This is a genomic window from Deltaproteobacteria bacterium (assembly GCA_009692615.1).
Taxonomy (GTDB): Bacteria; Desulfobacterota; Binatia; order UBA9968; family UBA9968; genus DP-20.
In genome coordinates this window covers 27,717-52,765 of record SHYW01000027.1, presented here as the reverse complement: position 1 = coordinate 52,765, position 25,049 = coordinate 27,717, and the positions used below count along the sequence as shown (strand labels likewise).

Below are 25,049 nucleotides of genomic sequence, written 5' to 3'. Positions count from 1 at the left end.
TAGGTTCATTGGCTTGAGGTCTTATTGACTTGTTCTCCCCCGTCATTGACTGCACTGACCGCACTCGTGTAGCTAGATTCAAGGACATGGGTATGGGTCGGTTGAAATCTACTTTGGCCAGGAGGGCTGCCATGCGGCAAGAGCGCTTTTTATACCGGTGGGCCGGCGTCATCGCGTTGGCGATCGCTTTGTTTCAAGCGAATGCGGTGGACGCTGCCGCGGCGCTGCAAAAAGTAGTCTTCGTCTTTTCCGGCTTCAACGAGCGCACCAGCTTTATCTTTGTCGCCAAGGATCGCCATTTTTTCGAAGAGCAGGGCTTGGACTTGCAGATTGTTCAGGTGCGCAATGGTCCCGTCGCTGTGGCCGCCATGGCGGCAAACGAAGCGCAGTTCTACACGACCTCGGCCACCGGCTCGACGCTGGGATCGATGGCCGGCGGCCTCGATCTGGTTTTCATCGCCGGCATCATCAACAAGTTGGACGGCGACTTCGTGGCGTCGCCGAAGATTTTGTCGCCGGCCGATCTCAAGGGAAAAAATCTCGGCGTCCAGAGTATCGGCGGTGGCATCTGGACATTTTCCATGCTGGCGCTGGATCACTGGGGATTGAACCCTGAGCGCGACAAGATTCAGTTTCGCATCCTCGGCGATCAATCGGTGATCGCTCAAGGACTGATCAGCGGCGCCGCCGACGCAGCTTTTCTCGGCTATACCTTTAGCAAGTTGGTCCAGCGCCAAGGCTTTCGCGTGCTGCAAGATTTCGCCAACGTCGAGCTTTCCTACCAAGGTATCGGCATCGTCGCGCGCAAGGCTTTTCTCGATCAATCCCCCGATGTCGCCGAGCGCACGCTCAAAGCGCTGAGCCGCACCATCGCCTACTACCAGGACCCGGCCAATAAACAGACAGTGGTGGCGATCCTAGCCAAATGGTTGCGACTGCAAAAAATCGAAGATGCCGCCGCCGGCTACGACGCCGTGCGTAATCTCTACACCCGCCGGATCTTTCCCACCACTGACGGCGTGCGCAACGCGCTGCGCATCCTCGACCGCGTCGATCCCAAGTTCGGCCGCATGAAAGCCGAGTCACTCGTCGACGAGCGCATCGTGCGCAAGCTCGAACGAGACGGGGTTTTCAAATGAGCGGGGCAGGTTGCCGGGCGCAGGCGAAGGCCGATCGGTTGGCTAATGTTCGTTGTGGAGTTGCCATGTCTTGGCCGACTCCGCTCCTCATCTGACTCGTTGTCGCGCCGTCTGTTTGCCTCGCGGGTTCGTCTCGCGATGTCATCAGCGCTGGGCGCAGGAAACCCGCCTGGTAGGCCGAGTGCGACCAGACCGTTATAGCGCTTCCGCCAAAACGCGATCTGGATCGCCGTATTGGCTTGCCATTTGGCGGATCTCAGGATCGTCGAGAGCCTTGAGGCGACCGCGATCGATGATCACTGTGCCATTGGCTTTCACGGTAGTTTGAAAAATAATCGCATCGACGTGAATGCGTTTTTTCTGATGGCCGCCGCCAAAACCCCAATGGACGGCGCCGGCGTGATTGGCGCCGTGATAGCCGCGTTCGCCGCGAAAGGTCGGCACTTTGGGATTGTGGCCGACGCCGATTTCACGGAGCTGACAAACGTTATCGAGATCTTCGGCAATGACGCGGCGAAACATGTCGGCTTCTTTGCCGCCGTCAATTGAAACGATGCGGCCTTGCTTCATGTGGCAAGTCACCGGTTCCTGATAGGCGGAATCGCCGGCCCAGCCGCGATAAACCCCCGGTGCGAGCGTCAAGGCGTCGAGACGAATGATTCCTTCGCTGGTTGCGTTATGCGGCTCAGACGGGCTTAAAACGTTTGGCCCGTGGCCTACCGGCAGGTGGCTGACATAACCCGGCTTGTTGGCGACGATCTGCCCGGAGTAACGCGGGTCTTGGGCAAATTTCTCCTCGATATTCTCTTTCGTGAGAGTGACGCGAAAGTCGGTTCCCTTGGGGTCCGTAATTTGCACATCGACATCTTTGCCGCTGCGAAATACATCCCAGGTTTTTGGGTATAAAGCGGAGAGCACATCGAGCGGGAAGCGCACCGCGTCGTCCGAGAGCAACGCCGCCGTGCGGCAATGAGGAAAACCGACGCAGCGAATGCCGCGCTCTTGGCGTAGCGCTTTGATGACTAAAGAGTTGGCCATCTCCCAGGAAAAATAGAGCACGTTGGCGGTTTTAATCGTTTCGACAAACTCGTCCGGCGGACCGTAGCCGCGGCCGCGCTCGACCATGCATAAAAAAGCCGTGGCACCAAGCTCGCTGGCGGCGGCGAAAAAAGCGTAAATGACATCGGGCTCGACGCGCAGATCGCAAATAAAACCGACCCGTTCGCCCTTGCTGACCGCGCCCACTTTCAAAGCAGCGCGCGCGCCCTCTAATACCGCCATCGACTGTAAAAAGTTAGCTGCCATGGTCACTGTTCTCCCTTCAACGTGCGACGCGGTGCAACAAATAATCTTCGACTCATGAATGAATAATACAGGTAGATCAGCGACGTGGAGCCTGTCAACCGGTGAGCGCAATATTACCTTGACTTACGACCGGGGTATCTCTATTAACTTTGAATTGCCGGTCCGTAAACTTCGATGCTCGCAATAAAAAATATTTCGCTGTGCGGCTTTCTATTGCAAGCGCTTTGCGCCGTGGCCGCGCACGGAGCCGATGGTCGATATTCAATTCACACTTCGGGTCTCAACAGCAGCGTCTACGTGAATATGCTCTACTTCGCCAACTTGGTGAACCAATACGCCAGCGATTTTACGTTGGTCACGTTGCCGTCCGAGGGCGGACCGAGCAACATGATTTCGGTCAATGAAGGACGCGCTTCTTTTGGCACCAGTACCGCGGAATCGGTCAAGGAAGCCTACGACGGGACGGGAGAGTTTCAGGGACGGGCGCAAAAGCGCATCCGCCACGTCGCGAGTTTCGGTTTCAGTCTCCTGTTCATCTACACCCATCCCGACTCGAACATTCAATCCATCGCCGATTTAACGGGGCGAAAGATCGTCTACGGTGGCGGCACCGGCTCGGCGCTGCTGGGCAAACAGATACTCGATGTCTACGGTATCGCCGCGGAGGTGACGGCAACCAGGGGAGACACCGATAAGGCGCGCCAAGCTCTCGAGAAAAAAGAAATCGACGCCGTCTTCAGCATCGCCCGTCTGCCAGTGCCGGCTTACGACGAGATGGTCAAGCAAAAAACGCTAAAGATCATTCCGCTCGATGGCGCGCGTATTCAAGCGCTGCAAAAGCGCTCGCCGCTTTATCTCGACGTCGATATCAAGACTTACTATCCCGCTTACCCCTATTCCGCGCGAGCCGTGGGACTGCCCGGGCCGCTGGTGGCGCGTGACGACGTCAACCCTAACGTGGTTTATCAAATCTTGAAGATCGTCTACTCGCGCATGGCTGAATTGCAAAAGATGAACGACGGTTTTCGCGGCGAGTCGCCGGCAACGGGCTTGCGCGGGCTGGCGATTCCCTTACACACGGGGGCGGAGAAATTCTTCGCCGAGGCCGGCGTTATCAAGTAGTTGCTTTAGGAGCCGCAGTGTTCATGGGCAAGACAAGACAAATGTGTTTAGCGATTGTCTGCGCGATCTCGTGCGGATTTTTGCCCGCCATACAGGCTCAAGAACTAAAACCCATGCGCATCTCATTGAGTCTCGGATCGGTGCAGCTGCCGCTTTGGGCGGCGCGCGACGCCGGATTGTTTGCCAAGCACGGCCTAAATGTCGAGCTGCTCGGCCTACAGTCCGCGGCCCGCCAGGTGCAGCTGCTTTACGCCGGAGATACCTTGGCAGCGAGCCTATCCGGAACAACTCCCGTCAGAGCGCGCATCGAAGGCGCCGATACCATCATCATGATGGCACTGCTGAACTCATTCACGCTCTCGGTCATGACGGTGCCGGAAATCAAACGGCCGAGCGATCTCAAAGGCAAGCTGATCGGTGTCGGCAGCCTGGGCGGCTCACCGACACTGTTGACCCAACGGTTGCTGAAAAAATGGGGCATCGAATCAGACGTCAAATTTCTCGGCACCGGCGGCTATGTCTAAAGTGTCGCCGCTTTAGAAAAACGGCGCGTCCACGCGGCCGTGCTCGATCCACCGCGGGCATACATCGGCAGGAAGAATTTCGGTTTTACCGAACTGGCCAATCTCGGCCAGGAGTTCAAATACGCCACGACGGTTATCGTTGCGCGGGAAAGCCAATTGCGCAGGGAGCGTGAAACATTCGGGCAATTTGCCAAGGCAGTCATCGAGGGTATTCATCGGGTCAAGACGGATCGAGAATTTGCCATCAAAGTGTTGGGGAGAATGTTGCGGTCCAACGATCGCGAGATACTCGAGGAAACCTACAGAGTTTTTTCGGTGCTGTATGAAAAGACTCCTTATCCGGCCTTAGAAGGACTTCAGCCGATATTGGACGAGATCTCCGGCCAAATCCCGAAGGCGAAGAACTACAAGCCGGAAGACTTCGTCGATGCCAGTATCATCCGGCAACTCGATCAAAGTGGATTTGTCGCAAGTGTTTACCGCTAAGGTTGGTTTTGTCTGTGAATGTTCTCGCCGATATATTCCCGTTCAATCCCACTGCTAAACTTCAGCACTTGCGGCAAATCATATCGCCCTTGGGAAACGGCAGGAGCACGCAGTCGACGCGTGGGTCGCTGTAGGCGCGTGCGATAAAATCTTTTTGGTGGCGCGGCGAGGTGACGTTGTCGACGACCAGCCAGCCGCCGGGCACCAGGCGCGGCACGACGAGTTCGTAGATCTTGGCGTTTAGCTCCGGCGGCTCGATGTCGGAGAAGCAGAACGCCAAGGGTTCGTTGCGGCCCGCGAAATCAAAAGCGTCGCCGTGATGCACTTCGACGACATCGGCGGCGCCGGCGCGGGAAATATTATCTTTCGCCAGAGCGACTTTTTTTTCATTCAGATCGACCGTGGTCAGCTTCACGCCCCGGGCGCGGGCGGCCAGGGACAGCCAGATACTCGAGTAGCCGCCGCTGCTGCCGAGTTCGAGAAATGCCCCCGCCGGCGCCGACATGGCGAGCAGAGTTAACAGCCGTCCCATGTCGGTGTCGACGCTGCGCAGCGACGCTTGATCGCGCGCCAGTTGTTCTTCCATGGCGCGCATCACTTGCTGCATTGCCGGGGAAATATTACTAAACATGGGCGGTCACCTCGATACTTTCCCACGGCACGCTGCGCCGATTGATCTGTTCTTCGACGTCGGCCGGAAATAAATTTTCTTTCAACATAGCGAAATCGCCGTAGGCGCCGTGCACCGGTCCCAATAGGTTGCGCTCGGCCAACAAACCGGCCTTGCGAGTGCCGAACTTGGGCAGCTTGTCGCGATACTTCTGATAGGTTTCGTACCAATTGCGGGTCATCTGAATATAATAGTCCAAAGGCACCGGCGGTTGCTCGGCTTCTTTGCACAGCGCGGTGGACGGTTCGCGACGCCACTGCTGCGGCCGAGGCATGATCGCCCGCGACATCAGATATTCGAAGCAGCCGGTGGTCGACTTGACCGCTTCCTCGACGGTCTTGAAGCCATGCGGCCGCGCCATCTCGATACCGGAAACAAAACTCGGCTGCACCTGGCCAGGACCGAAGACCTCCACGGCGTCTTCCATCCAGCGCACCCAGTTGTCCCAGCCGACGCGCTCGGCCTTGCCGGGATTGATCCAGGCGAATAGCTCTTTGTCCCAGGTCTCCATGTTGAAGTGAATGTTGTCGGCGCCGGCGTCCTTGTAACGCTTCACTTCCTCGCGCGGCCGCGCGTTGACCTCGAAGGTAATGCGTGGATGGCTGTCGAGATTCTTGATCGCCTCGATATAGGGCACGTAGAAATCCGCTTCGCTCTTGCCGTGCAGCGTTTTCGTAATCGTGCCGCCGCTCAGCACGAAGCCCTGGCCCGCGCCAATTTTTTTGGCGTCTTCGGCGACGTATTTACAAACGGCCAGGACATCTTCAACCGATTTCACGGGCGCCGACAGCGTAAAGTCGCGCGACAGCTTCATCTGGCGAGCATTTTCATTGATGTCGCAAAATTTACATTCCTCCTTCGCACCCCAGTATTGGCAGTTGCGAAAGATCGTGATGAACGAAGCAAAGGCGACGATCTCATGATAGGGCGTACCGTCGGGCAAGCTCTTAGAATAATAATCCGGCGTCTTGGGCACGCGCACCTCGGACACCTCTTGACCATCGACGGTCAAAACCATCCGGCCCTCGACGATGTCGACGAGATAAGGCGAATCGGGCGACAATGAAGTTTGGATCGCCACCGGGCGCATGTCGTGCGGCCCGTTGATCAGAACGAAATGCTCCGGCACGCGCCGATGCTCGTTCCTTTTAAAATAGGACATCGGCACCAGATCGTAGGAGAACAGCCGGTAAGATTTCACCAGCGCGCCCTCGCAGGCTTCGAGCGCCGAGTCGCTGAACCAGTGGCCCAGGCTCAACATGTGTTGTTTGAGAATCGTTTCCTTGTGAACGTCAGGATATCTTTTGAAATATCCCTCCAAGATATCCAAGTTAGTTTTATTTGTTCCGTTCGTCGCCATTGACAATCCTTTCATTGGCGGCCGCGCCTTATTCATTCTATTCTAAACCAAGCGCGCTATTTCAACAGTGTCTGCGCCGCCTTGGCCGCCGGCTTGCGTACTTTCTCAAATTTTTCTTCCGACTGATTTTCCACTTTCCAAAATTCTTCCACCGACATCGTATCCTTCGCCGCGATCGTGCCGGTTTCGCGCAGCCACTTGGTGTCAACGTCGTTACGTCTCGTCGCTTGCGCTAGGCCGTGGGAAAACACTTCCTGCCCCTCGTGGCTGAGCAGCCAGTTCACGAACACTTTGGTCGCATTGGGATGCGCCGGCGCTTTGATGATCGCTAAGTTGCCGCTGCCGCCGGTGCCGAAGGTTCCCTCTTTCGGAGTCGGCAGCGGCTTCACCGGCAGTCCGGCTTTCACGAACGGCTGGAATGAATAGAAAGTATTGCCGACCAACACGGCGATGCGTCCCTTGGCCAAACTCTCCGACAGCACCCGTTGATCGCGGCCGAGAAATAAATCCTGCGCCGCCAAGTTCTTCAAGTAGTCCTCGCCCTTGACCTGCCACATATACGACCAATGGCTGTCACCGCCGCCGGGTGTGCGTGGATCGAGAAAGCCGATCTTGCCTTTCCACTTGGGATTGAGAAGATCTTCGAAGGAGCGTAGCTCGCTCGGTTTGACCAGATCGCTGTTGTACCAAATGCTTTCCGGCAAATAGGCTTGAAACATGTAAATGAAACGTTTGGCGCTATCGACCCATAGATGACCGCCCCACCATTGTTTCGGATCGCGCACTTCGGACAGCACCAGCCAGGGATCGATGGCATCGATAATCCCCTCGTCGTACATGCCGGAGAGGATCGACGACGAACCGCCGATGTGCAGATCGAAATAGCGCACGCCGGCTTTGAATTCGTCCGCCATGCGGCGCACGCCGGTGGCGCCGCGCGAAGTAAAAACTTCCACTTCGATGGCGAAACGTTTTCTAAATTGCTCTTCGATCTGTTTTTTCAATTCGGCGCTGGCCGGCAGTGAAATCGCGATCTTGCCTTCCTTGCGCGCCGCCTCGACTAACTTGTCCCATTCCGCCGAGCTCGCGGCCTTACCTTGTTGGCTGTAAGCGGCGGTCGCGAATAGCAGCAGGCCAATGAGCGCAACTGACAAAATGGTTCTGGCGATATGAGTCTGCGCTGGCATGCTTCTCTCTCCACTACACCGACAAGAATTGGGTGTTGAAAAATCCTTTTTCGAAGCTTTCGGTGGATGAATCAATCATGCTTTTATTAGAATCGGTTCTATGTCAAGGAGGGTCGCGCGAGGTATGACCATAAAGAAGATGCGCGCTATCGGCTATTCAATATTCGGCTGTGCTGTCGCCGGAGCCAACGAATAGCTTGTGCTACGCCCACCGCCTTGATCTTTGGCAAGCACGCCGCGCGCAACCAGGTCAAAGATGTCGCGCAGGGCGGTGTCTTGAGAACATTTCGCGATGGTCGCCCATTTGGATGTATTCAATTTACCTTCGAAGCCGTCCAACAATTTGTTCAGCATCAAACGCTGGCGGTCATTGAAAGACTTTTGCCCATGGGTTTCCCAAAACCGCGCTTTGCCGAGCACGCCGCCGAGACGGTTTTCGGTTTCGTCAAAGGCGCGGTTGAGACAGCTGAGAAACCACTCCAGCCAAGGCGTGATGTCGAGGTCCGACTTCTGAGTTTTATCGAGTACGTCGTAATAACCGCTTCGTTCGATCCTGACTTGCGCCGACATGCTATAAAATCGTTGCGCGCTTTGTTCAGAGCGTGCCAACGCCATATCGGCGAGCGTTCGCGCAATGCGCCCGTTGCCGTCTTCGAATGGATGAATGGTGACGAACCACAAATGGGCAAGCGCGGCTCGTAGGACTGGATCGGTCGTCGTTGCGCCGTCGAACCATTGAAGAAATATCGACATTTCTTTTTCGAGGCGCTCAGCCGCCGGCGCTGTAAAGTGCACCCGCTCCTGCCCCAATGGACCGGAAACCACCCGCATAGGTCCGGTGGAATCGTCGCGCCAGCGGCCCACCGCGATCTTGCGCATAGCGCTGTGGCCGGTCGGAAAAAGCGCGGCATGCCAGCCGCACAATCGCTCCGCAGTCAGTGGCGCGGCAAAATTCTGTGTGGCATTGAGCATCATTTCGACCACACCTTCGATATTGCGATCGACGGGAGCGAGGGCGCCGATATCCATACCCAACCGACGGGCAATCGAAGAGCGCACCTGATCGCCGTTGAGAATCTCCCCTTCGATCTCGGATGATTTTACAACTTCTAGGGTCAACGCCTGGAGCGTCGTTTCGGCGCGTAGGGAAACCCCGAGCGCTTCCATTCGTCCAACCAGCCGCCCTTGCCGGTGGCGTAGTGCCGCAAGTGGGCTCGATATCAGGGTCGAATCCCAACGAAAGTTCGGCCAATCCGGCAATTCATGAATAAACTCGCTCATTCACCGCACCTTATTCGGTGAATATAACGATTAATCACCGCATTGGCAATATATCCACCGCATATCATGCGGAGTATAGTGCAGTGGTCCACCACACTTGGAGGCAGGAATGGGCTTCTAATAACTCAGCTTTTCAACCGAAAGCCGGTCTTGAACATCCAGCCAACCACACAAAGGCAGAGCGCGAAGAATCCCAGCGTCATCGCCAAACTCAGCTCGACACTCACGTCGGCCGATTCGTGGAAGCTCCAGCGAAAGCCGCTGATCAAATAGACCACCGGGTTGAACAAGGTGACGGTGCGCCAGACCGGCGGCAGCATGTCGATGGAATAGAAAGCGCCGCCGAGAAAAGTCAGCGGCGTGATGACCAGCATCGGAATGAATTGCAACTGCTCGAAGTTTTTAGCCCAGATTCCAATGATGAAACCGAACAGGCTGAAAGTGGCCGCGGTGAGGACGAGAAAAGCGATCATCCAGAATGGATGTTGGATACGTACCGGCACGAACAGCGCGGCGGTGGCGAGGATGATCAATCCCAGCGCAATCGACTTGGAGGCCGCGGCGCCGACGTAGGCGATGACGATTTCCAAGTACGAGACCGGCGCCGACAGAAGTTCGTAGATCGTGCCGGTGAATTTGGGGAAGTAAATCCCGAACGAAGCGTTGGAAATGCTCTGGGTGAGCAGTGAAAGCATGATCAACCCCGGCACGATGAACGCGCCGTAGTCGACGCCGTCGACTTGGGTCATGCGCGAACCGATGGCGGAACCGAAGACGACGAAATAAAGCGAAGTGGTGATCACCGGAGCGATCACGCTCTGAAACAGCGTGCGCAACGCCCGCGCCATCTCGAATCTATAAATCGCCCAGACGCTGTACCGGTTGAAGGCTAGGTTGCTCATTTTCTCATTCGGCCATTCAGAATAGGATATTTCACCGCAAGGTACGCAGAGAACGCAAAGTTCGGATTAGAATTCCAAATACAACTCATTGGGCTTCCTTTGCGTACTCTGCGTACTTTGCGGTTGATCAATCCGAATCCGAATTTTTCTCATCGGTCGCTGACCAAGCTAACAAAAATATCTTCCAGCGAACTTTGGCGTGTGTTCAAATCCTTGAAGCGGATGCCGAGATCGCTCAGCCGCTGCAAGAGCGCTGGAATGCCGGCGCGTTCTTCGGTGGCGTCGAAGGTGTAATCCAATTCTGTGCCGCCGGCGTTAAGTGCCAAATGCCAATCATTCAATGCCGCCGGGACCGCCGCCAGCGGCGCAACTAGATTGAGCGTCAATTGTTTTTTGCCGAGCTTCTTCATCAGCCGGGTTTTTTCCTCGACCAGGATCAGCTCGCCCTTATTGATCACGCCGATGCGGTCGGCCATCTCCTCCGCCTCGTCAATGTAGTGGGTGGTCAAGATGATCGTCACGCCGCTGTCGCGCAGCCGGCGCACCAGCGCCCACATATCGCGGCGCAGTTCGACATCGACGCCCGCCGTCGGCTCGTCGAGAAATAAGATCTGCGGTTCGTGCGCCAGCGCCTTGGCGATCATCACGCGCCGCTTCATGCCGCCCGAAAGCGTCATAATTTTATTCTGCCGCTTATCCCACAAAGATAGATCGCACAGCACCCGTTCGATGTAACCGGCATTCGGCGCGAGACCGAACAAACCGCGGCTAAAACTCACCGTCGCCCACACCGACTCAAAGGCATCCGTACTGAGCTCTTGCGGCACCAAACCGATCATCCCACGCGCCGCACGATAATCGCCGGTAATATCGTGGCCATCGGCGACCACCGCACCCTCGGTGGCCGTGACGATGCCGCAGACAATACTGATCAACGTAGTTTTCCCGGCACCGTTGGGACCTAGGAGCGCGAAGATTTCGCCTTTGTCGATTTGCAGGTCAACACCTTTGAGCGCCTGATGCCCCGACGCATAGGTCTTGGTCAAGTTGGAAATAGAAATGATCGGCGCCATCGCGGCGATCTTAACGCAATCGCATGACCGCTGTAAGCTTCCGCAGCAAAAAACCACCATCGCGCTCCCTTGGTACAGCCATTGGATGTTTGCTAGGATGCCGATCAAGCAATCGACCGGCAATAAAAACTATGAAACATCGACAACACCAGGTTGCCCGCGCGCTACTGAACACGCTGGCGATTTTATTCTTCGCGATCACCGCCGACGCAGCCGAGCTAAAGAAGTTTCGCCTCGGCTATTCCACCGTTGGCCCGGCGGGCACCGGCTTGTGGATGGCCAAGGAGATCGGCGCCTTTGAAAAATATGGCATCGACGCCGATCTGATTTTTATTTCTTCCGGGCCGGTGGTGGTGCAGGCGCTGCTCGGCGGCGATCTGCAAGGCGGCTTCGCCGCCACCAATGCGGTGATCGCGGCGGTGTTGGGCGGCGCGCCGCTGGTGTCGATTATGAGTTTGATCAACCGGCCTTACTATCGTCTGTGGGTGCAGCCGGAAATTACCCGCGTCGAAGAATTGCGCGCCAAAACTTTGGGCGTGTCGCGCTTCGGCTCGGTGAACGACAACATGACGCGCATCTTGCTGCGCAAGAAAAACCTCGAAGGCACGGTCATTGTGCGCCAGTTCGGCGGCACCACGGAGACAGCGGCGGCGTTTCTGCACCGGCAGATCGCCGGCGCGGTGATCTCGGCGCTACGCGTCAACGCGCCCATGCGTATGCTGCTTGACCTGTCCGAGCTCGACTTTCTCTACTCCAACGTGGTGATCACCGTGTCGCGCGACTTTCAAAAGCGCAACCCGGAAACCCTCGACGCCTTCGTGCGCGGCTACCTCGAAGGCGTCGCCGCCGCCCACGAGCAGAAAGACAAAGCCCTCAAGGTGATTCAAAAATATACCCGCCTCAAAGATCAAAAATTGATCGAAGAGCTGTACAGCGACTCAGTGAAGTTCCTCGATCGCGTGCCGCGCCTCGAAGCGGAAGCGATCGCGCCGATCGTCGAGTTCATGGGTAAAAAACCTATCGCCGTGGAAACCGTCGCCGATAATTCCATCGTCGACCGACTGGTGCGCGAAGGATTTGTCGACAAGCTTTACAAGAAGCGCTGAAGCCGGAGGGCGTAAATTTTTTCGCTCCTACTTCTCGAAATCACCTCGGTTAACCTTCAAACCAGAATTCGACCTAGACATTTGCCCTGGCTTGCAGTAATCGGGACATACGTCGATTGCCACAGGAATGACGATGAACCGACGGCTGATAGGACTGTTTTTCACCTTTTGCATTTTTTTCCACGCACCGCCGCTCTTCGCGGCGGACGCGCCGTTGAAAATCATCAACGTCGCGGTGCCGGCCGTGTCTTTGTTGCAAGCGCCGTTGTTCGTCGCCATTGACGCCGGCGTTTTCAAAAAATACGGCATGGAGGTGCGCTACATCGTCACCGGCGCGCGGACGATTCAGGCGTTGGTCGGCGGTTCGGTGCACTTCGCCCAAGGCGTTTCTAGCCGCACCGTGCCGGCGGCGGTCCTCGGCGGCGCCGACGCGGTGTTGATCGCCAACTTCACCGATAAACTCTTGTTCACCATGCTCGGCGCGCCGGAGATCGCTTCGATCCTCGACTTGAAAGGCAAAGTGGTCGGCGTCTCGGGCATCGGCGGCACCACTGATTTCGCCAGCCGCTTGGCGCTTCGTGAAGCCGGCCTGATACCGGACAAGGACGTGGCCATCCGCGGCGTCGGCGGTGCGCCGGAAACAGTCGCGGCCCTGCGCGCGAAAATCATTCATGCCGGCACGCTGTCGCCGCCTTCGTCTTTCGTCGCGCTCAAAGCCGGTTTCAAAATTCTTTTCGACATGACGACGCTCGGCGTCGATTACGTTTCTTCCGGCCTCGGCGTGAAAAAATCTTTCCTGGCCGCCGATCGCTTGCAAGCACGGCAGTTCGTCATGGGCATGATCGAAGGCACGAAAATTCTCGCCAGCGATGAAGAGTTTTCCCTGCGCGCGCTGGCCAAGCACACCCGGCTCAGCGATCGCGAAGTGTTGAAGCAGAGCTACAATTATCAGCGCCCGTATTATTTGAAGGTGCCCTATCCTTCCGTGCGCGCGATCAAGGATACCCTAGACGCCTTGGCGAAAGATTTACCGAAAGCCAAGGACGCCGATCCGCGCGATTTCATCGACCACTCCATCGTCAAAGAAATCGAAGCGAGCGGTTTTATCGAGGCTGTCTATGGCAGATAGCCTAGCACGTCACAGCCGCAACCAATTGGGAAAGAGTTTTTCACCACGAAGGACACGAAGATCACGAAGTTCGGAAAATTATGGTTCCGAAACCTTCGTGTCCTTCGTGGTGAGGGAGTATTTTGTAGTTAAGCAGGCGGCTTAAGAACAGGGGCCCGGAACATTTGCACAGGCTGTGTAAACTGTGAACTATAGTAGGACATGATGCACCGATTTATCTCCGCCGACGATCACATCGATCTGCGCTGGCTGCCGAAGGAATTATGGAGCGAACGATTGCCGGCGCGCCTGCGCGAGCGCGGCCCGCGGGTGGTCGAAAAGGACAATGGATTCTACTGGACTTGGGAAGGTAACATTTTTAGCCCCCACGGCTATTACACCGCGGCCCAGGGCAGCGGCGCCATGTGGGCCATCGAGCGCGGCGGCGTGATGCGTCAAGGCGAGATCCGTCCAACCACGGCGGAACTACGCTTGACCGACATGGACCGCGACGGCGCCGACATGTCGGTGATGTATGGCCCCACCGATCCGATGCCGGTCGCCGACGCGGAACTCAGACGGTGCTGCAACGAAGCCTACAACGACTGGTTGGCGGAATTCTGCGCAGCGAAGCCCGAGCGGCTAATCGGCGTGCCGCAACTTTCCCTCGACGATCCATTGGCCGCGCGCGACGAACTCGAACGGCTCGCCAAACGCGGCGACTTGCGCCACGTCAACATTCTTGCCTCGCGGGCAACGCCGCCGGTTTATGACAAAGCTTGGGAGCCGTTCTGGTCGTTGGCCGAAGAGGTGAACGTGCCCATCGGATTTCATCTCGCCGTGTTAGTCAAAAAAACTCGGCTCACCGATTCCAGTCAAGAAATTACCAATCTCGTCGTCTCCACCGCGTCGCGCTACGCCCAAGAGCCGCCCGGCATGCAGCTGCTCGAACCGCTCACCGGATTGATTTTCACCGGCGTCCTCGACCGTCATCCGCGGGTAAAAATCGTCATGGCCGAAGCCGGACTCGCCTGGGTGCCGAGCATGATCCAGGGCCTCGACATTTGGTATCAGCGCACCCGCGACGGCCGCCGGCTCACCGGCAACGCGCCGATCGCATTGCCGAAACTTTTGCCGAGCGAATATTTTCACCGGCAAATTTGGATCAGCTTCGTCGACGATCCCCTCGGCGTGAAAATGGTCGGCACCGTGCTCGACGCCGACAAAGTCATGTTCGGCTCCGACTATCCGCATCCGGCAAGCACTTGGCCCAATTCGCAAACGGTAATCGAAGAACAAATGCTGCCGCTGCCCGACCAGGTCCGGCAAAATATTCTCGGCGCCAACGCACGCCGGCTGTTTGGGATTTAGATTGTCAATCCCGGCATTATCGTAGGGGCGGACCGGTGTGTCCGCCCTCCCTAATAGGAGGGTTGCCATGAATCGTTTCGCGCAAAGAAAATTTATTTTGTCGCTGGCGTTATTCTTCTCGGCTTCCTGCGCCGCCATGCAGAGCCAGCCGCCGCCGATGACTTTTTTCGTCACCAGCGAAGGCTCCGGCAAAGGCGCCGACTTGGGCGGCTTGGCGGGCGCCGACCGGCGCTGCCAAGCGCTGGCGCAATCCGTCGGCGCCGGCGACCGCACTTGGCGCTCCTACTTAAGCGTCAGTCCCGCCGGCAGTCAGCCGTCGGTCAATGCCCGCGATCGCATCGGCAACGGCCCATGGCACAATGCCAATAGAATAATCATCGCCCACAACGTCGACGAACTGCACGGCAAAAATAATCTCAATAAAGAAACCGCGCTCAGTGAAAAAGGCGCAACGATCAACGGCAGCGGCGACAAACCGAACATGCACGATATACTCACCGGCTCCCAAGCCGACGGTCGGGCGTTTTTAGGCAACGCCGACATGACGTGCAGCAACTGGACCAGCAGCACCATCGGCGCGGCGATGCTCGGCCACCATAACCGCCAAGGCTTGAACGACGACGAGGCGTCGAGGTCGTGGAACGCATCCCACCCCTCCCGCGGTTGCAGCCAAGAAGCGTTACGCAGCTCCGGCGGCAACGGATTGTTCTACTGTTTCGCGATTAACTAACGTGGCGGAATCGTGATCGTGTTGGTGGACGTGATAGGAATTACCCCCCGAGCACGAACACGATCACAGTTTCATTTCACGCCATGGCGTGAAATGAAATGCAGCACCGTGCGGTTGAAAACCTCCGGCTGCTCCCAACAGGGCGAGTGGCCCGACTCCGAAACGATCGCCAGCTCATTATCGGGAACATGGCGCGCGATCATGCGCATGATCGACGGCGGCGTGACCAGATCGGCGGCGCCGGTGATGAGCAGCGTCGGAACTCTTATCGTTTCTAACTTCGCCGGCGTGACTTCGTTGGCTAATTTTTGCCGCGCCCCTTTGCCGCTCACCGAGCGGCGCGTCAGTTCGTTCCACTTGTCCACGCCGGCGGGGTTGGCCGCGCGATAGGATGGCCCAAGCTCCCAAAACCAACGCGGCAAATCTTTTTCTTCTTTGGGACGAATCCGCGCCGCGGTTTGTTCGATGTAGCCATTGCGCGCAGCCAAGTTATTGCTCGACACCGTCAGACTCAACAAACGTTCAGGATGAGACAGCGCGTAATCCGTCGCCACGCTGCCACCGGCGGCAGAGCTCACCGCATGAAATTTTTTCACACCGAGATAGCCAGCGAGATTATTCAAATCCTCCGAAGCGCAGCCAGGATTGTCTTCGCTGGCGAGATCCGAATTGTAATGATTGCGCCGAGAGTAGGCGATGACACGATGGCCGGCTTTGGCGAACACCGGTTGCTGATACAACCAGATCAACGTACTGCCAGTGGTCGGATGAAGAAAAATCACCGGCACACCGTCGCCGCCAGTATCCCAATACCAAAGCCGCGTGCCGGGAAGTTCGGCCAATCCCTCCTTGGCCGCAACCTGTTCCGGAATCGCCACGGGGATCAGCGGATCGTCGAGTTGAATCGCAGAGTGAGTCGGGCTCATGTTTTGTTCTCCGTTAGGTAGGGTTCACATTTTCACCACGAAGACACGAAGGACACGAAGTCGAAAGGGCAAGGCACGCCTTGCCCCTACAACTTCGTGCTCTTCGCGTCTTCGTGGTGAAAACTTGTTTCTCAATTACAAGTTGTAAAGCCGCTTGGCGTTCTTGTAGAGAATCTTTTCTTTGACCTCAGCCGATAACTGCGGATGCTCGCGCAGCTGCTGCAAGTTCCCCGGAAACTCGCAGTCCCAGTGGGGAATGTCGGAGGCGTAGAGAAAATGGTCGGCGCCGACGTAATCGATGGCCGCCGGCAACTGCGATTCGCCGGACTCGATGCTGAAATAAACTTCCGACTGGCGCACCAACTCGCTGGGCTTTTGTTTGAGCAAGGGCATTTCAATCTCGGCGCGCTTTTCCCAGTGCTCGTCGAGGCGGTCCAAGTAATACGGCAGCCAAGTCGCGCCGATTTCCAAGAAAGAAAAACGCAGCTTGGGGAAACGCACCGGCACGCCCTGGCAGATCATGCTGGTGAACTGGAGCAAAATGCCGGCGGTAAACGCGTAAGCGTGAACTTCGGCAAACGTATTCAATCCTTCGGCGCCAAGCTCCCGCGACCAACTGCGCGTGCCGTGGATGCCGAGCACCGCGCCGCACCTCTCCGCCGCGGCGTAAATCGGATCGTAAAAACTATCGCCCAACGCGTGCGACAAACCCACCGGTAAAATTTCAAAACCGATGAGACCCTTTTCTTTCACCGCCCGCTCCAACTCTTCCGCCGCCGCTTGCGGCGAACGCATCGGCAACACGCCGACGCATTTAACGCGCTTGGACAGCGCGTTATATTCCGCCGCGAACATATCGTTGCACGCGCTGGCCACGGCGATCTGAAACTTCTGCTCTTGCAAGCGGACGACGCTGCCTGAGCCGGTGGGAAAACAAACCGCGTACTCCATCCCGTGCTCGTCCATGATGTCGTCCCAACGCTTGACCTGCTCGCTGGCCGAAAGCCGGCTCCAGGTCCGCTCGGTAACGAAGTGATCGAACATGTAGTTATCCCAAGGTTGATCGCCCGGCCGCAACCCGGTCGAGCGGCGATTCCACGGCTCGGATAAATATTTGCGGATGTCGCTTTCCTTCTCGATGACATGCCCGTCGGCATCGATTGCAATGATACTGGCCATGGCTTTACTCCTTCAGTGCGAATTGGATCGTTCAGCAAAATTCGTTTCGCCCGCCTTGTATCACGCCGCGATCACGTTGCACCAGAGCTGAGAATCGAAATCGGCAGTGACCGTGAATCGAGCATCGGTTCCTATCTTTACCCCCTTTGGAAAAGGGGGATCGAAGGGGGATTTGGTTGGGAGGTGGTGCGGTCTTCTGTTCGGTAATTCTCCGAGACGCCAGCGCCATGCGAGCGCAAAGAAAATCTCCCCTTACCCCTCTTTTCCAAAGAGGGGTAAGAGAAGAATCGTGCGCCTTGACGCGCATGCCCAAGCTGACTAGGCTGCAAAACTAACCCAGCGGCTAGGAGGGTTTCACGGTGCAAAATAAATTCTCTCGAAGCATTTTCGCGATTCTGACCGCATTGCTTTCTTTCCCGCCCCTCGCATCTTCCGCCCAGGAACCATTTTTTCGCGGCAAGACAGTGCGCATCGTCGTTGGCTTCGCCGCCGGCGGCGGCTTCGACACCTATTCGCGGGCCATCGCACGCTACTGGGGCCGCCATATTCCCGGCAATCCTTCGATCATCGTCGAGAACATGGGCGGCGCGGGAAGCTTGATTGCGGCCAATCATGTTTACAAAGCGGCGCGCCCCGACGGCTTGACCATCGGCAACTTCGGCGGCGGCTTGTTCATGCAGCAACTCAAGGGCGGCGTCGGCATCGAGTTCGACGCGCTCAAGTTCGAGTTTCTCGGCGTGCCGGTGCAGGACAATCGCTCCTGCGTCTTCACCAAAGCGAGCGGTATCACCAGCATGGAACGCTGGATGGCGGCGAAGACGCCGGTCAAAGTCGGCGCCACCGCCCCCGGCGATCTGGTCCACGACGGACCGAAAATTTTGCAAGCGGCGCTCGGCCTGCCGATCCATTTAGTCTCCGGCTACAAAGGCACCGCCGACATTCGTCTCGCCGCCGAAGCCGGCGAATTGGCCGGTGGCTGTTGGGGCTGGGATTCGATCAAGTCGACCTGGGCGCGCGCCCTCGACAGCGGCGACGCCGTCATGGTCACGCAAATGGTTTCCAAGCCGCATCCCGATTTGCCCAAGGTGCCGCTGGCAATCAGCTATGCCAAGACTGAAGAGGCGCGCCAACTGATCGAGTACGGCGTGACGATCCCCGCCATCACCAACCGTCCTTACGTGGTCCCGCCGGGAACGCCCAAGGAGCGCGTGCAGCTGTTGCGCAATGCGTTTAACGCGACCATGAAAGATCCCGAGTTCGTCGCCGACGCGAAAAAATCGCGCATCGATCTCGAACCCATCGACGGCCAAGAAGTGCAAAAAATGGTCGGCGATATGTTCAAGCTGTCACCGAAGCTGATCGCTAAGTTGCGCGACGCGCTCAAGTAGTGCCGCTGGCGCGGCGCATTTCAAATTACAGATTTCCAAATTTCAAATTGCCGCTCATTTCACCTTGCGGCTATACGGATGGCGGTGGAACACGGCGGGAAGTTGTAGTAGGTTTTCAGTGAATTGATGGGGGACAACATGGCTGACAGGACTCGCGCTATTCTCACTGGCTTGATGGTTTCGATAGCGGCCGCTTTCGCATCGGCGGCATTTGCCCAGGACGCGTTCAAAGACAAGACGCTGACTTTCATCGTCGGCTATTCGCCGGGCGGCACCTACGACCAGTACACGCGATTGATGGCGCGGCACATCAGCAAATATTTACCCGGCACTCCGACGCGTATCGTCGAAAACATGCCCGGCGCCGGCGGCATCATCGCTGCCAATCACCTCTACAATCGCGTCAAGCCGGATGGCTTGACCATCGCCGCCTGGGCGTCGCCGCTGATTCTCCAACATGTGATGGGCAACGACGCGATCAAATTCGACGGTCGTAAAGTCGGCTGGGTCGGCATTCCCGGTCCCTACGACACCGCCTGTCATTTCAACAGTCAGAGCGGCATCAAAACCATGGACGACTGGGTCAACGCCAAGCGGCCCGTGAAGATCGCTTCCATCGGACCAGGCACGAGTTTGTCCGATGTGCCGAAACTCTTGAAAGCCGCGCTCAATCTGCCGCTGGAAATGGTCGAAGGCTACAAGGGCGGCGCCGAAGCGCGCATCGCCGTCGAAAGCGGCGAAGTCGACGGGCTGTGCGCTTCATGGCAGGCGACCAAAGTTTCCTGGCGCAGCCAAATGGAAGCGGGAAAGATCAACGTCGTCCTGCAAGCGACTTTCAAATCCCATCCGGAATTGAAGAAGGTGCCGCTGGCGATCGCTTACGCCAAGACCGAGGAAGCGAAAACCTTGCTACGCGTCGCCGACAACGTCCATGTCTATCAATTCCCTTTTTCCGTCGCGCCGGGCACGCCGCCCGAGCGCTTAGCGGCGCTGCAACAGGCATTCATGAAAACTTTCAAAGACCGCGAACTGATCGCCGAGGCGGACAAATCGCAGTTGGAAGTCGCGCCCATCGACGGCCCGACCACGGCGAAGACTTTCGCCAGCTTGTACGATCTCAGTCCGACGCTGATCGCTAAGTTGAAAGATATATTGATACCGAAGCGCTAAGCGGTGAGTCGTGAAGGGTAAGGCGGGTTCAGCGCGTTTCGATGTAGGGGCGACCGGCCGGTCGCCCGTGCGCGCGTTGGCGCAGCGATAACAAGAAGGCGCGGACGGAGCTTCTCCACCAATGAAAAAAGTTGTAGTCACCGGCGGCAGCGGCAGATTGGGTCAGTTTGTCATTGGCGAACTGCTGGCGCATCGTTATCAGGTGCTGAGTCTCGACCGCGTGCCGCCGCGGGAAAAACTTTGCATGAGCTGGCTGGTCGATCTGCGCCAATCAGGGGATCTATTCGAAGCGCTGCGCGACGCCTACGGCATCATTCATCTCGGCGCTTATCAGGCGCCCAATCTGGCGCCCGATGCCGAGACCCTCAGCAACAACGTGTCGGCAAGCTACAACGTGCTGCGCGCCGCCGCCGACATGGGTGTAAAGAAAGTCGTGATGGCGTCGAGCACGGCGGCCTTCGGATTTATCTACGCGCACAAACTGTGGGCGCCGGAATATTTGCCGTTGGACGAAGCCCATCCGTCCAAGCCGCAGGATTCCTACGGCCTATCGAAAGTTCTCGGCGAGCAGATCGCCGACTCCATCGTCTCGGTGCACAAACAGATGACCGTCAGCAGCATGCGCTTCCCCGGCGTCAACTTCGATCTCGGTTACGAAAGCTTCCGCGACCGCTGGAAAAACCCGCAAACGCGGGCCAGCGGCTTTTGGACTTACATCGATGCCCGCGACGCGGCCGCCGCTTGCCGCCTCGCGCTGGAAGCGAAGTTCACCGGCCATGAAGTATTCATCGCCTCGGCACCGCTCAACTGCATGATTCAACCGACCAAGACGCTGGTAAAAGAGTTTCTGCCGAGCGGCGCAAAAATAAAAAAAGTCGCCGGCACGCACTGGAGCTGCGTCGATTCGACAAAAGCGCGCCGCATGCTAGGATTCAAACCACAGCATGTCTGGCAGAATTATCTGGAAGACCGGTAGACTATAGAGTAGGAGCGGGTTTGAAACCCGCCCTTACATGTGCGAAAGGAGGAACAATGGCGAGCTACACAGTGATCGATGCCGATGGGCATGTGCGTGAGTCTATTTCTGGCATGCGCGAATTTTTGGAGCCGCGCTGGCAGCGGCGCAATTTGTTTCCCAACGATGAGTGGGATCGTGACCTGCATGGCAAATTAGGACAAAAGCCGGAGGGACCGGAAGACCAACTGGGGGCCATGGATGAAGAGGGCATCGACGTCATGGTGCTTTATCCGACCGCTGGATTGCACGTCTCCGCGCTGCACGAAAGAGATTACGCCACGGGCATCACCCGCGCGTACAACGACTGGCTGTTTCATTTTTGCAATAAGGATTCGAGACGGTTAAAATTCGTCGCCTTACTTGCGCCGCAAGATCCAGTAGCGGCGGCGCAAGAGCTGAAGCGCGCCGTCAACGAACGCGGCGCTTTGGCCGGCGTGCTGCCGACCTATTTGCCGCAGATGCCGGACTTTGGCGACAGCTTTTACGATCCGATTTACGCCGCGGCGGAACAGCTCGGCGTCGGCATCGGCTTTCACACCGGCACTTCCGGCGACTCTCTGGGTGGCCAACGCTTTCGCAAGTTTCTCTCGGCCCACACCATCGATCATCCCGCCGAACAGATGATGGCGTTGATCGCGACGATTATCGGCGGCGTGTTCGAGCGCTTTCCCAAACTAAGCATTGGCTATCTCGAATCCGGCATCGGCTGGGTGCCCTACATGATCGACCGCCTCGACGAAGAAGTGGAAAAGCGCGGCGCGGTCGAAGCGCCCTATCTGACGAAACTGCCGAGCGAGTACGTCAAGAGCGGGCGGATTTACTTCGGCGTCGAGTGCGAAGAGAAAACCATTCCCGACGCCATGCGCTGGGGTTTGGAAGATACGATTCTCTACTCCTCCGACTACCCGCACTGGGACGGCGATTGGCCGCGCACCGTGAAAGGCGTCCGCGCGCGCCAAGACTTGTCCGACGGCGTCAAGCAAAAGATGCTACATGATAACGTCGCGCGCTTTTACAAATTGGCATAATTTTTTTCACTACCAAGATCGCGAAGGAGAAGACCATGGCGAAACTTAGACATATCGCGTTTATTTCCCCTGAGCCGAAAAAGCTCAGCGATTTTTACCAAAAACATTTTTCGCTGGAGGAAATCAAAGTATTTCCCAGCGGCTCGCGCATGGTCATCGACGGACTTTTTAACCTGGCGTTTTTGAAGCGGCGCGACAAAGTCGCCGAGGTGATCGGCACCCATCGCGCCGACGGCGCCGAGTTGGAGCGTGAGCCCGGCCTCCATCACTACGGCTTCATGGTCGACAACCTCGATCAAGCCGTGGCGAAACTGCCGCCATCGCTCAATCGCGCCAACAGTCCGCAAGCCTCGGACGGCGTCGGCGGAGCCGAAGGGGCGCGGCCGGCGGAGATGCGCTTCATCGATCCCTGGGGCAACAACGTCGATTTGTCGGCGAAGGGCTTTCTCGGCCGGGAAGAAAAAAAACTTCCCGCCGTGCGCTTGGCGGTGATCCACGTCCCAGATGTGGAAAAGGCGAGGGAGTTCTATCAAGGTCAATTCGACTTGACCCTGCTCGGCCGCGACGCCGATGGATCGATTCGCTTGAGCGACGGCACTATCACTTTGAAGCTAACTCAAGAACAAACCCGCACGAAGAGCGGCATTCAATACTTCGGCATCGAAGTCCCCAACCTCGCCGCCGTGCGCGCGAGCCTGCGCGAAGCCGGCGTGGAGTTCTCCGAGAAGTCCGCCGCGGAAATCCAGTTGAACGACCCGGAAGACAATCGCGTTGTCGTGTCGGAATGCGGCTGGGCGAATTAACCCCGGCGCTCGAAGCAGAAGCAATTATGAGTTCTTTAAATTGTCGTGTCGGGACTCTGTCGTCTGCCATTCATTTTGTTCACCACGAAGGCACGAAGGACACGAAGGTTCGGATAATTTATCCTCCGAACTTCGTGATCTTCGTGTCCTTCGTGGTGAAAACATCTTTACGGTAAATCCAATAAACGTCCATCAAAAGGAAATTGATAATGATCGTCGTTTCAAACCGGCTCCAGGTAGCCAAAGGTCACGAAGCCGATTTCGAAAAACGTTTCGAAGGGCGCGCGCGGCTGGTCGAAAACATGCCGGGCTTCGTGCGCCTGGAAATTCTCCGGCCGGTGAAAAGCGATTACTACATCGTCCTGACTCACTGGGACAACGAAGCTTCGTTTCGCGCCTGGACCGACAGCGCGGAGTTTAAAGAAGCTCATAACAAGCGCCCGCCGGCGGAGATCTTCGCCGGGCCGAATGTGTTCGAGATGCACGAAGTGATTCAGCACGCAGGAAATTAACGGCAAAAAGATCGATTTCATCGAACCCATGATTTTACCCACTATCGTCCTGCTGGGGAAGGTTACGCTAACGAGCAAAACGCCTTGGCTTGACAGCGCCGGGTCCGCCGCATTAATGCTGAAGCTAAATCGATTCTAAGGAGGTTCCTATGCCCAAGCTACGCCATTTGGCGATTCGAACAGAAGATACCGGGAAGTTAGCGGCGTTTTACATGGATGTATTTGAGATGCAGATACTGCACAAGGAGCGAGACGAAGGCGGCGTGATTTATTTGACCGACGGTTATTTCAATCTCGCTATTCTGCCCAATAAAGAGCAGAACTCGCCCAACGGGCTTTATCACTTTGGCTTCGAGGTCGAAAACGGCGAGAAGATCGTTGAGCGATTGAAAAAGATCAACCCCAATAAGTTGCCCAAACAGCGCCCAAACGACCGTCCCTACGCGGAAACCCGTTGCTCCGATATTGACGGCAACTTTTTCGATATCTCCGAGCATGGCTTTCTCAACGTCGAGCTGGTCGGCGACAAGAAGAAACAATAAACCCGTTCAAACCGTGTTCGCAAGTTCAAACGGTTTGAACTTTATTCGTGACTAGAGAAACTAGTGATGCGCCGTGGATTGCTTTTTCTGCTCGTAGCGTTTGCGCTGTTACCAGCCGAGCTGTGTGCTCAGATTCGTTCCAACTTCGCCTCCAGCATTACCAGTGAGAGCATGGCCTCGGTCTGGGTTGCGCGGCAGTTAGGCTTGTTCAAGAAATATGGCCTTGAGTCCCAGTATATCCTCATGCCGCGCTCGCCGCTTGCCGTGGCCGCGTTGCTGGCCAACGAAATCGATGTGGCGGTGATTGGGCCGGGCCACCTGGTTAACGCTGGCGCTAGCGGCGCCGATGTGATTGGTGTTGCCAATTTCGTTCAGAAACTAGACTACCGGCTTAACGTGCGGCCGGACATTAAAAAGAAAGAAGATCTGCGCGGCAAAACGATCGCCATCAGCGGCCCCGGCGCGACCTCCCATCTGGTTTCGCTGTTGGCGTTACAAAACTTAGCCATCGATCCGAACCAAGCGAAGATTACGTTTCTGACGATTTCCGGCACCGAGATCACCCGCCGTCTAGCGCTGGAGAGCGGCAGCATCGACGCTACCACGTTGAACGGTTCAGTCGGCGATACTTACGCCAACAAGGGTTATCCCGTGCTTTACAATTTTAAGGGTTCTGGGGTGACTATGCCCCAGACCATGCTGGTCACGACCCGCCGTATTGCCGCAGCCAAGCCACAGGTTATCGAAGGGTACTTGAAAGGACTTGTCGAGGCGATCGGTTACATGCTCGATTCCGGCAACAAGGAAAACGTAACGCGCATCATGGCGACGAACTTACGTCTGTCCAATCCGAGCGAGGCTGACGAAGCTTATCGGGCGGTGACTCAATCCTATGAACGCGTGCCGACACCGACGGTCGACGGCATGAAGCGACTGCATGGCTTGCTCCTGGCGATCAACCCAAAACTGGGCGAGGTCAAAGTCGAAACTTTGATCGACGACGGCTTTGTTCACAAACTCGAAACTTCCGGTTTCGTCCAGAGCGTGACGAAAAAGCGCTAACCCTAGAACTGTTACCACGAAGGCACGAAGACCACGAAGCTAGGAGACTTAACCTCC

25 protein-coding genes are annotated in these 25,049 nt (G+C 56.9%); 16 read left to right on the top strand and 9 right to left on the bottom strand.

All coding sequences use genetic code 11. The annotated features are described in order from the left end of the window. Window positions 1-86: 86 nt before the first annotated feature. Entirely contained in the window at window positions 87-1,139 is a 1,053-nt protein-coding gene (locus EXR70_08910) for a hypothetical protein (GenBank protein ID MSP38595.1), read from the top strand. 195 nt (window positions 1,140-1,334) lie between these two features. On the opposite strand, the gene EXR70_08905 is transcribed toward EXR70_08910, so the two are convergent. Then, window positions 1,335-2,444 carry a hypothetical protein gene (locus EXR70_08905; GenBank protein MSP38594.1) on the bottom strand — a complete coding sequence of 370 codons (1,110 nt, stop codon included), beginning with the start codon at window positions 2,442-2,444 and terminating at the stop codon, window positions 1,335-1,337. A 174-nt stretch (window positions 2,445-2,618) separates the two neighbouring features. Here EXR70_08905 and EXR70_08900 point away from each other — a divergent pair, with 174 nt between their 5' ends. From EXR70_08900 to EXR70_08890, 3 genes are read left to right on the top strand one after another with little or no spacing between them, the layout of a single operon-like run. Continuing rightward, window positions 2,619-3,566: a TAXI family TRAP transporter solute-binding subunit gene (locus EXR70_08900; protein MSP38593.1), complete on the top strand. Its 948-nt coding sequence runs from the start codon at window positions 2,619-2,621 to the stop codon at window positions 3,564-3,566. 23 nt (window positions 3,567-3,589) lie between these two features. Beyond that, window positions 3,590-4,090: an ABC transporter substrate-binding protein gene (locus EXR70_08895; protein ID MSP38592.1), complete on the top strand. Its 501-nt coding sequence runs from the start codon at window positions 3,590-3,592 to the stop codon at window positions 4,088-4,090. A 39-nt stretch (window positions 4,091-4,129) separates the two neighbouring features. After that, window positions 4,130-4,576, top strand: a complete 447-nt coding sequence (locus tag EXR70_08890; GenBank protein ID MSP38591.1) for a hypothetical protein — start codon at window positions 4,130-4,132, stop codon at window positions 4,574-4,576. A 61-nt stretch (window positions 4,577-4,637) separates the two neighbouring features. On the opposite strand, the gene EXR70_08885 is transcribed toward EXR70_08890, so the two are convergent. The 6 genes from EXR70_08885 to EXR70_08860 all read right to left on the bottom strand — a co-directional run bounded on the left by EXR70_08885 (window position 4,638) and on the right by EXR70_08860 (window position 11,049). After that, the gene (locus EXR70_08885; GenBank protein ID MSP38590.1) at window positions 4,638-5,207 is read right to left on the bottom strand and encodes an O-methyltransferase; all 570 of its coding nucleotides are present in this window, start codon (window positions 5,205-5,207) and stop codon (window positions 4,638-4,640) included. Further along, window positions 5,200-6,642 carry a radical SAM protein gene (locus EXR70_08880; protein ID MSP38589.1) on the bottom strand — a complete coding sequence of 481 codons (1,443 nt, stop codon included), beginning with the start codon at window positions 6,640-6,642 and terminating at the stop codon, window positions 5,200-5,202. The genes EXR70_08885 and EXR70_08880 overlap by 8 nt, the downstream gene beginning before the upstream one ends. Window positions 6,643-6,662: 20 nt before the next feature. Beyond that, window positions 6,663-7,793 (bottom strand): extracellular solute-binding protein, encoded by a 1,131-nt coding sequence (locus tag EXR70_08875; protein MSP38588.1) that lies wholly within the window; start codon window positions 7,791-7,793, stop codon window positions 6,663-6,665. Between the two features lie 153 nt (window positions 7,794-7,946). Then, window positions 7,947-9,074: a Fic family protein gene (locus tag EXR70_08870; protein MSP38587.1), complete on the bottom strand. Its 1,128-nt coding sequence runs from the start codon at window positions 9,072-9,074 to the stop codon at window positions 7,947-7,949. Window positions 9,075-9,199: 125 nt separating this feature from the next. Further along, window positions 9,200-9,976 (bottom strand): ABC transporter permease, encoded by a 777-nt coding sequence (locus EXR70_08865; GenBank protein ID MSP38586.1) that lies wholly within the window; start codon window positions 9,974-9,976, stop codon window positions 9,200-9,202. Window positions 9,977-10,125: 149 nt separating this feature from the next. Beyond that, entirely contained in the window at window positions 10,126-11,049 is a 924-nt protein-coding gene (locus tag EXR70_08860; protein ID MSP38585.1) for an ABC transporter ATP-binding protein, read from the bottom strand. 23 nt (window positions 11,050-11,072) lie between these two features. On the opposite strand from EXR70_08860, the gene EXR70_08855 reads away from it, so the two are divergent. From EXR70_08855 to EXR70_08840, 4 genes are all read left to right on the top strand, one after another. Continuing rightward, window positions 11,073-12,155: an ABC transporter substrate-binding protein gene (locus EXR70_08855; protein ID MSP38584.1), complete on the top strand. Its 1,083-nt coding sequence runs from the start codon at window positions 11,073-11,075 to the stop codon at window positions 12,153-12,155. A gap of 127 nt (window positions 12,156-12,282) precedes the next feature. Beyond that, entirely contained in the window at window positions 12,283-13,284 is a 1,002-nt protein-coding gene (locus tag EXR70_08850) for an ABC transporter substrate-binding protein (protein MSP38583.1), read from the top strand. Window positions 13,285-13,485: 201 nt separating this feature from the next. Continuing rightward, window positions 13,486-14,634 carry an amidohydrolase gene (locus tag EXR70_08845; protein MSP38582.1) on the top strand — a complete coding sequence of 383 codons (1,149 nt, stop codon included), beginning with the start codon at window positions 13,486-13,488 and terminating at the stop codon, window positions 14,632-14,634. 67 nt (window positions 14,635-14,701) lie between these two features. Next, window positions 14,702-15,364: a hypothetical protein gene (locus EXR70_08840; GenBank protein ID MSP38581.1), complete on the top strand. Its 663-nt coding sequence runs from the start codon at window positions 14,702-14,704 to the stop codon at window positions 15,362-15,364. A gap of 71 nt (window positions 15,365-15,435) precedes the next feature. Here EXR70_08840 and EXR70_08835 read toward each other — a convergent pair whose 3' ends face one another. Next, the gene (locus EXR70_08835; protein ID MSP38580.1) at window positions 15,436-16,290 is read right to left on the bottom strand and encodes an alpha/beta fold hydrolase; all 855 of its coding nucleotides are present in this window, start codon (window positions 16,288-16,290) and stop codon (window positions 15,436-15,438) included. A 135-nt stretch (window positions 16,291-16,425) separates the two neighbouring features. Next, the gene (locus EXR70_08830; protein MSP38579.1) at window positions 16,426-17,469 is read right to left on the bottom strand and encodes an amidohydrolase; all 1,044 of its coding nucleotides are present in this window, start codon (window positions 17,467-17,469) and stop codon (window positions 16,426-16,428) included. Between the two features lie 359 nt (window positions 17,470-17,828). On the opposite strand from EXR70_08830, the gene EXR70_08825 reads away from it, so the two are divergent. The 8 genes from EXR70_08825 (at window position 17,829) to EXR70_08790 (ending at window position 24,992) form a co-directional block, all read left to right on the top strand. Continuing rightward, the gene (locus EXR70_08825; GenBank protein MSP38578.1) at window positions 17,829-18,857 is read left to right on the top strand and encodes a hypothetical protein; all 1,029 of its coding nucleotides are present in this window, start codon (window positions 17,829-17,831) and stop codon (window positions 18,855-18,857) included. A gap of 126 nt (window positions 18,858-18,983) precedes the next feature. Beyond that, window positions 18,984-20,027, top strand: coding sequence for a hypothetical protein (locus tag EXR70_08820; protein MSP38577.1), 1,044 nt, complete (start codon window positions 18,984-18,986; stop codon window positions 20,025-20,027). 121 nt (window positions 20,028-20,148) lie between these two features. Next, entirely contained in the window at window positions 20,149-21,003 is an 855-nt protein-coding gene (locus EXR70_08815; GenBank protein MSP38576.1) for an NAD(P)-dependent oxidoreductase, read from the top strand. A 56-nt stretch (window positions 21,004-21,059) separates the two neighbouring features. Then, window positions 21,060-22,073 carry a hypothetical protein gene (locus tag EXR70_08810; GenBank protein ID MSP38575.1) on the top strand — a complete coding sequence of 338 codons (1,014 nt, stop codon included), beginning with the start codon at window positions 21,060-21,062 and terminating at the stop codon, window positions 22,071-22,073. 35 nt (window positions 22,074-22,108) lie between these two features. After that, window positions 22,109-22,876 (top strand): hypothetical protein, encoded by a 768-nt coding sequence (locus EXR70_08805; GenBank protein ID MSP38574.1) that lies wholly within the window; start codon window positions 22,109-22,111, stop codon window positions 22,874-22,876. A gap of 209 nt (window positions 22,877-23,085) precedes the next feature. Next, window positions 23,086-23,388, top strand: a complete 303-nt coding sequence (locus EXR70_08800; GenBank protein MSP38573.1) for an antibiotic biosynthesis monooxygenase — start codon at window positions 23,086-23,088, stop codon at window positions 23,386-23,388. Window positions 23,389-23,537: 149 nt separating this feature from the next. Beyond that, window positions 23,538-23,930: a VOC family protein gene (locus EXR70_08795; GenBank protein ID MSP38572.1), complete on the top strand. Its 393-nt coding sequence runs from the start codon at window positions 23,538-23,540 to the stop codon at window positions 23,928-23,930. Window positions 23,931-23,996: 66 nt separating this feature from the next. Further along, window positions 23,997-24,992 (top strand): ABC transporter substrate-binding protein, encoded by a 996-nt coding sequence (locus EXR70_08790; protein MSP38571.1) that lies wholly within the window; start codon window positions 23,997-23,999, stop codon window positions 24,990-24,992. Window positions 24,993-25,049: the final 57 nt, after the last annotated feature.

What these genes read in the sequence shown, in the direction of transcription:
- EXR70_08910 (MSP38595.1), top strand. Translation starts at nt 87, where the DNA reads ATGGGTATGGGTCGGTTGAAATCTACTTTGGCCAGGAGGGCTGCCATG.
- EXR70_08905 (MSP38594.1), bottom strand. Translation starts at nt 2,444, where the DNA reads ATGGCAGCTAACTTTTTACAGTCGATGGCGGTATTAGAGGGCGCGCGC.
- EXR70_08900 (MSP38593.1), top strand. Translation starts at nt 2,619, where the DNA reads ATGCTCGCAATAAAAAATATTTCGCTGTGCGGCTTTCTATTGCAAGCG.
- EXR70_08895 (MSP38592.1), top strand. Translation starts at nt 3,590, where the DNA reads ATGGGCAAGACAAGACAAATGTGTTTAGCGATTGTCTGCGCGATCTCG.
- EXR70_08885 (MSP38590.1), bottom strand. Translation starts at nt 5,207, where the DNA reads ATGTTTAGTAATATTTCCCCGGCAATGCAGCAAGTGATGCGCGCCATG.
- EXR70_08880 (MSP38589.1), bottom strand. Translation starts at nt 6,642, where the DNA reads ATGAATAAGGCGCGGCCGCCAATGAAAGGATTGTCAATGGCGACGAAC.
- EXR70_08875 (MSP38588.1), bottom strand. Translation starts at nt 7,793, where the DNA reads ATGCCAGCGCAGACTCATATCGCCAGAACCATTTTGTCAGTTGCGCTC.
- EXR70_08870 (MSP38587.1), bottom strand. Translation starts at nt 9,074, where the DNA reads ATGAGCGAGTTTATTCATGAATTGCCGGATTGGCCGAACTTTCGTTGG.
- EXR70_08865 (MSP38586.1), bottom strand. Translation starts at nt 9,976, where the DNA reads ATGAGCAACCTAGCCTTCAACCGGTACAGCGTCTGGGCGATTTATAGA.
- EXR70_08860 (MSP38585.1), bottom strand. Translation starts at nt 11,049, where the DNA reads ATGGCGCCGATCATTTCTATTTCCAACTTGACCAAGACCTATGCGTCG.
- EXR70_08855 (MSP38584.1), top strand. Translation starts at nt 11,073, where the DNA reads ATGACCGCTGTAAGCTTCCGCAGCAAAAAACCACCATCGCGCTCCCTT.
- EXR70_08850 (MSP38583.1), top strand. Translation starts at nt 12,283, where the DNA reads ATGACGATGAACCGACGGCTGATAGGACTGTTTTTCACCTTTTGCATT.
- EXR70_08845 (MSP38582.1), top strand. Translation starts at nt 13,486, where the DNA reads ATGATGCACCGATTTATCTCCGCCGACGATCACATCGATCTGCGCTGG.
- EXR70_08840 (MSP38581.1), top strand. Translation starts at nt 14,702, where the DNA reads ATGAATCGTTTCGCGCAAAGAAAATTTATTTTGTCGCTGGCGTTATTC.
- EXR70_08835 (MSP38580.1), bottom strand. Translation starts at nt 16,290, where the DNA reads ATGAGCCCGACTCACTCTGCGATTCAACTCGACGATCCGCTGATCCCC.
- EXR70_08830 (MSP38579.1), bottom strand. Translation starts at nt 17,469, where the DNA reads ATGGCCAGTATCATTGCAATCGATGCCGACGGGCATGTCATCGAGAAG.
- EXR70_08820 (MSP38577.1), top strand. Translation starts at nt 18,984, where the DNA reads ATGGGGGACAACATGGCTGACAGGACTCGCGCTATTCTCACTGGCTTG.
- EXR70_08815 (MSP38576.1), top strand. Translation starts at nt 20,149, where the DNA reads ATGAAAAAAGTTGTAGTCACCGGCGGCAGCGGCAGATTGGGTCAGTTT.
- EXR70_08810 (MSP38575.1), top strand. Translation starts at nt 21,060, where the DNA reads ATGGCGAGCTACACAGTGATCGATGCCGATGGGCATGTGCGTGAGTCT.
- EXR70_08805 (MSP38574.1), top strand. Translation starts at nt 22,109, where the DNA reads ATGGCGAAACTTAGACATATCGCGTTTATTTCCCCTGAGCCGAAAAAG.
- EXR70_08800 (MSP38573.1), top strand. Translation starts at nt 23,086, where the DNA reads ATGATCGTCGTTTCAAACCGGCTCCAGGTAGCCAAAGGTCACGAAGCC.
- EXR70_08795 (MSP38572.1), top strand. Translation starts at nt 23,538, where the DNA reads ATGCCCAAGCTACGCCATTTGGCGATTCGAACAGAAGATACCGGGAAG.
- EXR70_08790 (MSP38571.1), top strand. Translation starts at nt 23,997, where the DNA reads ATGCGCCGTGGATTGCTTTTTCTGCTCGTAGCGTTTGCGCTGTTACCA.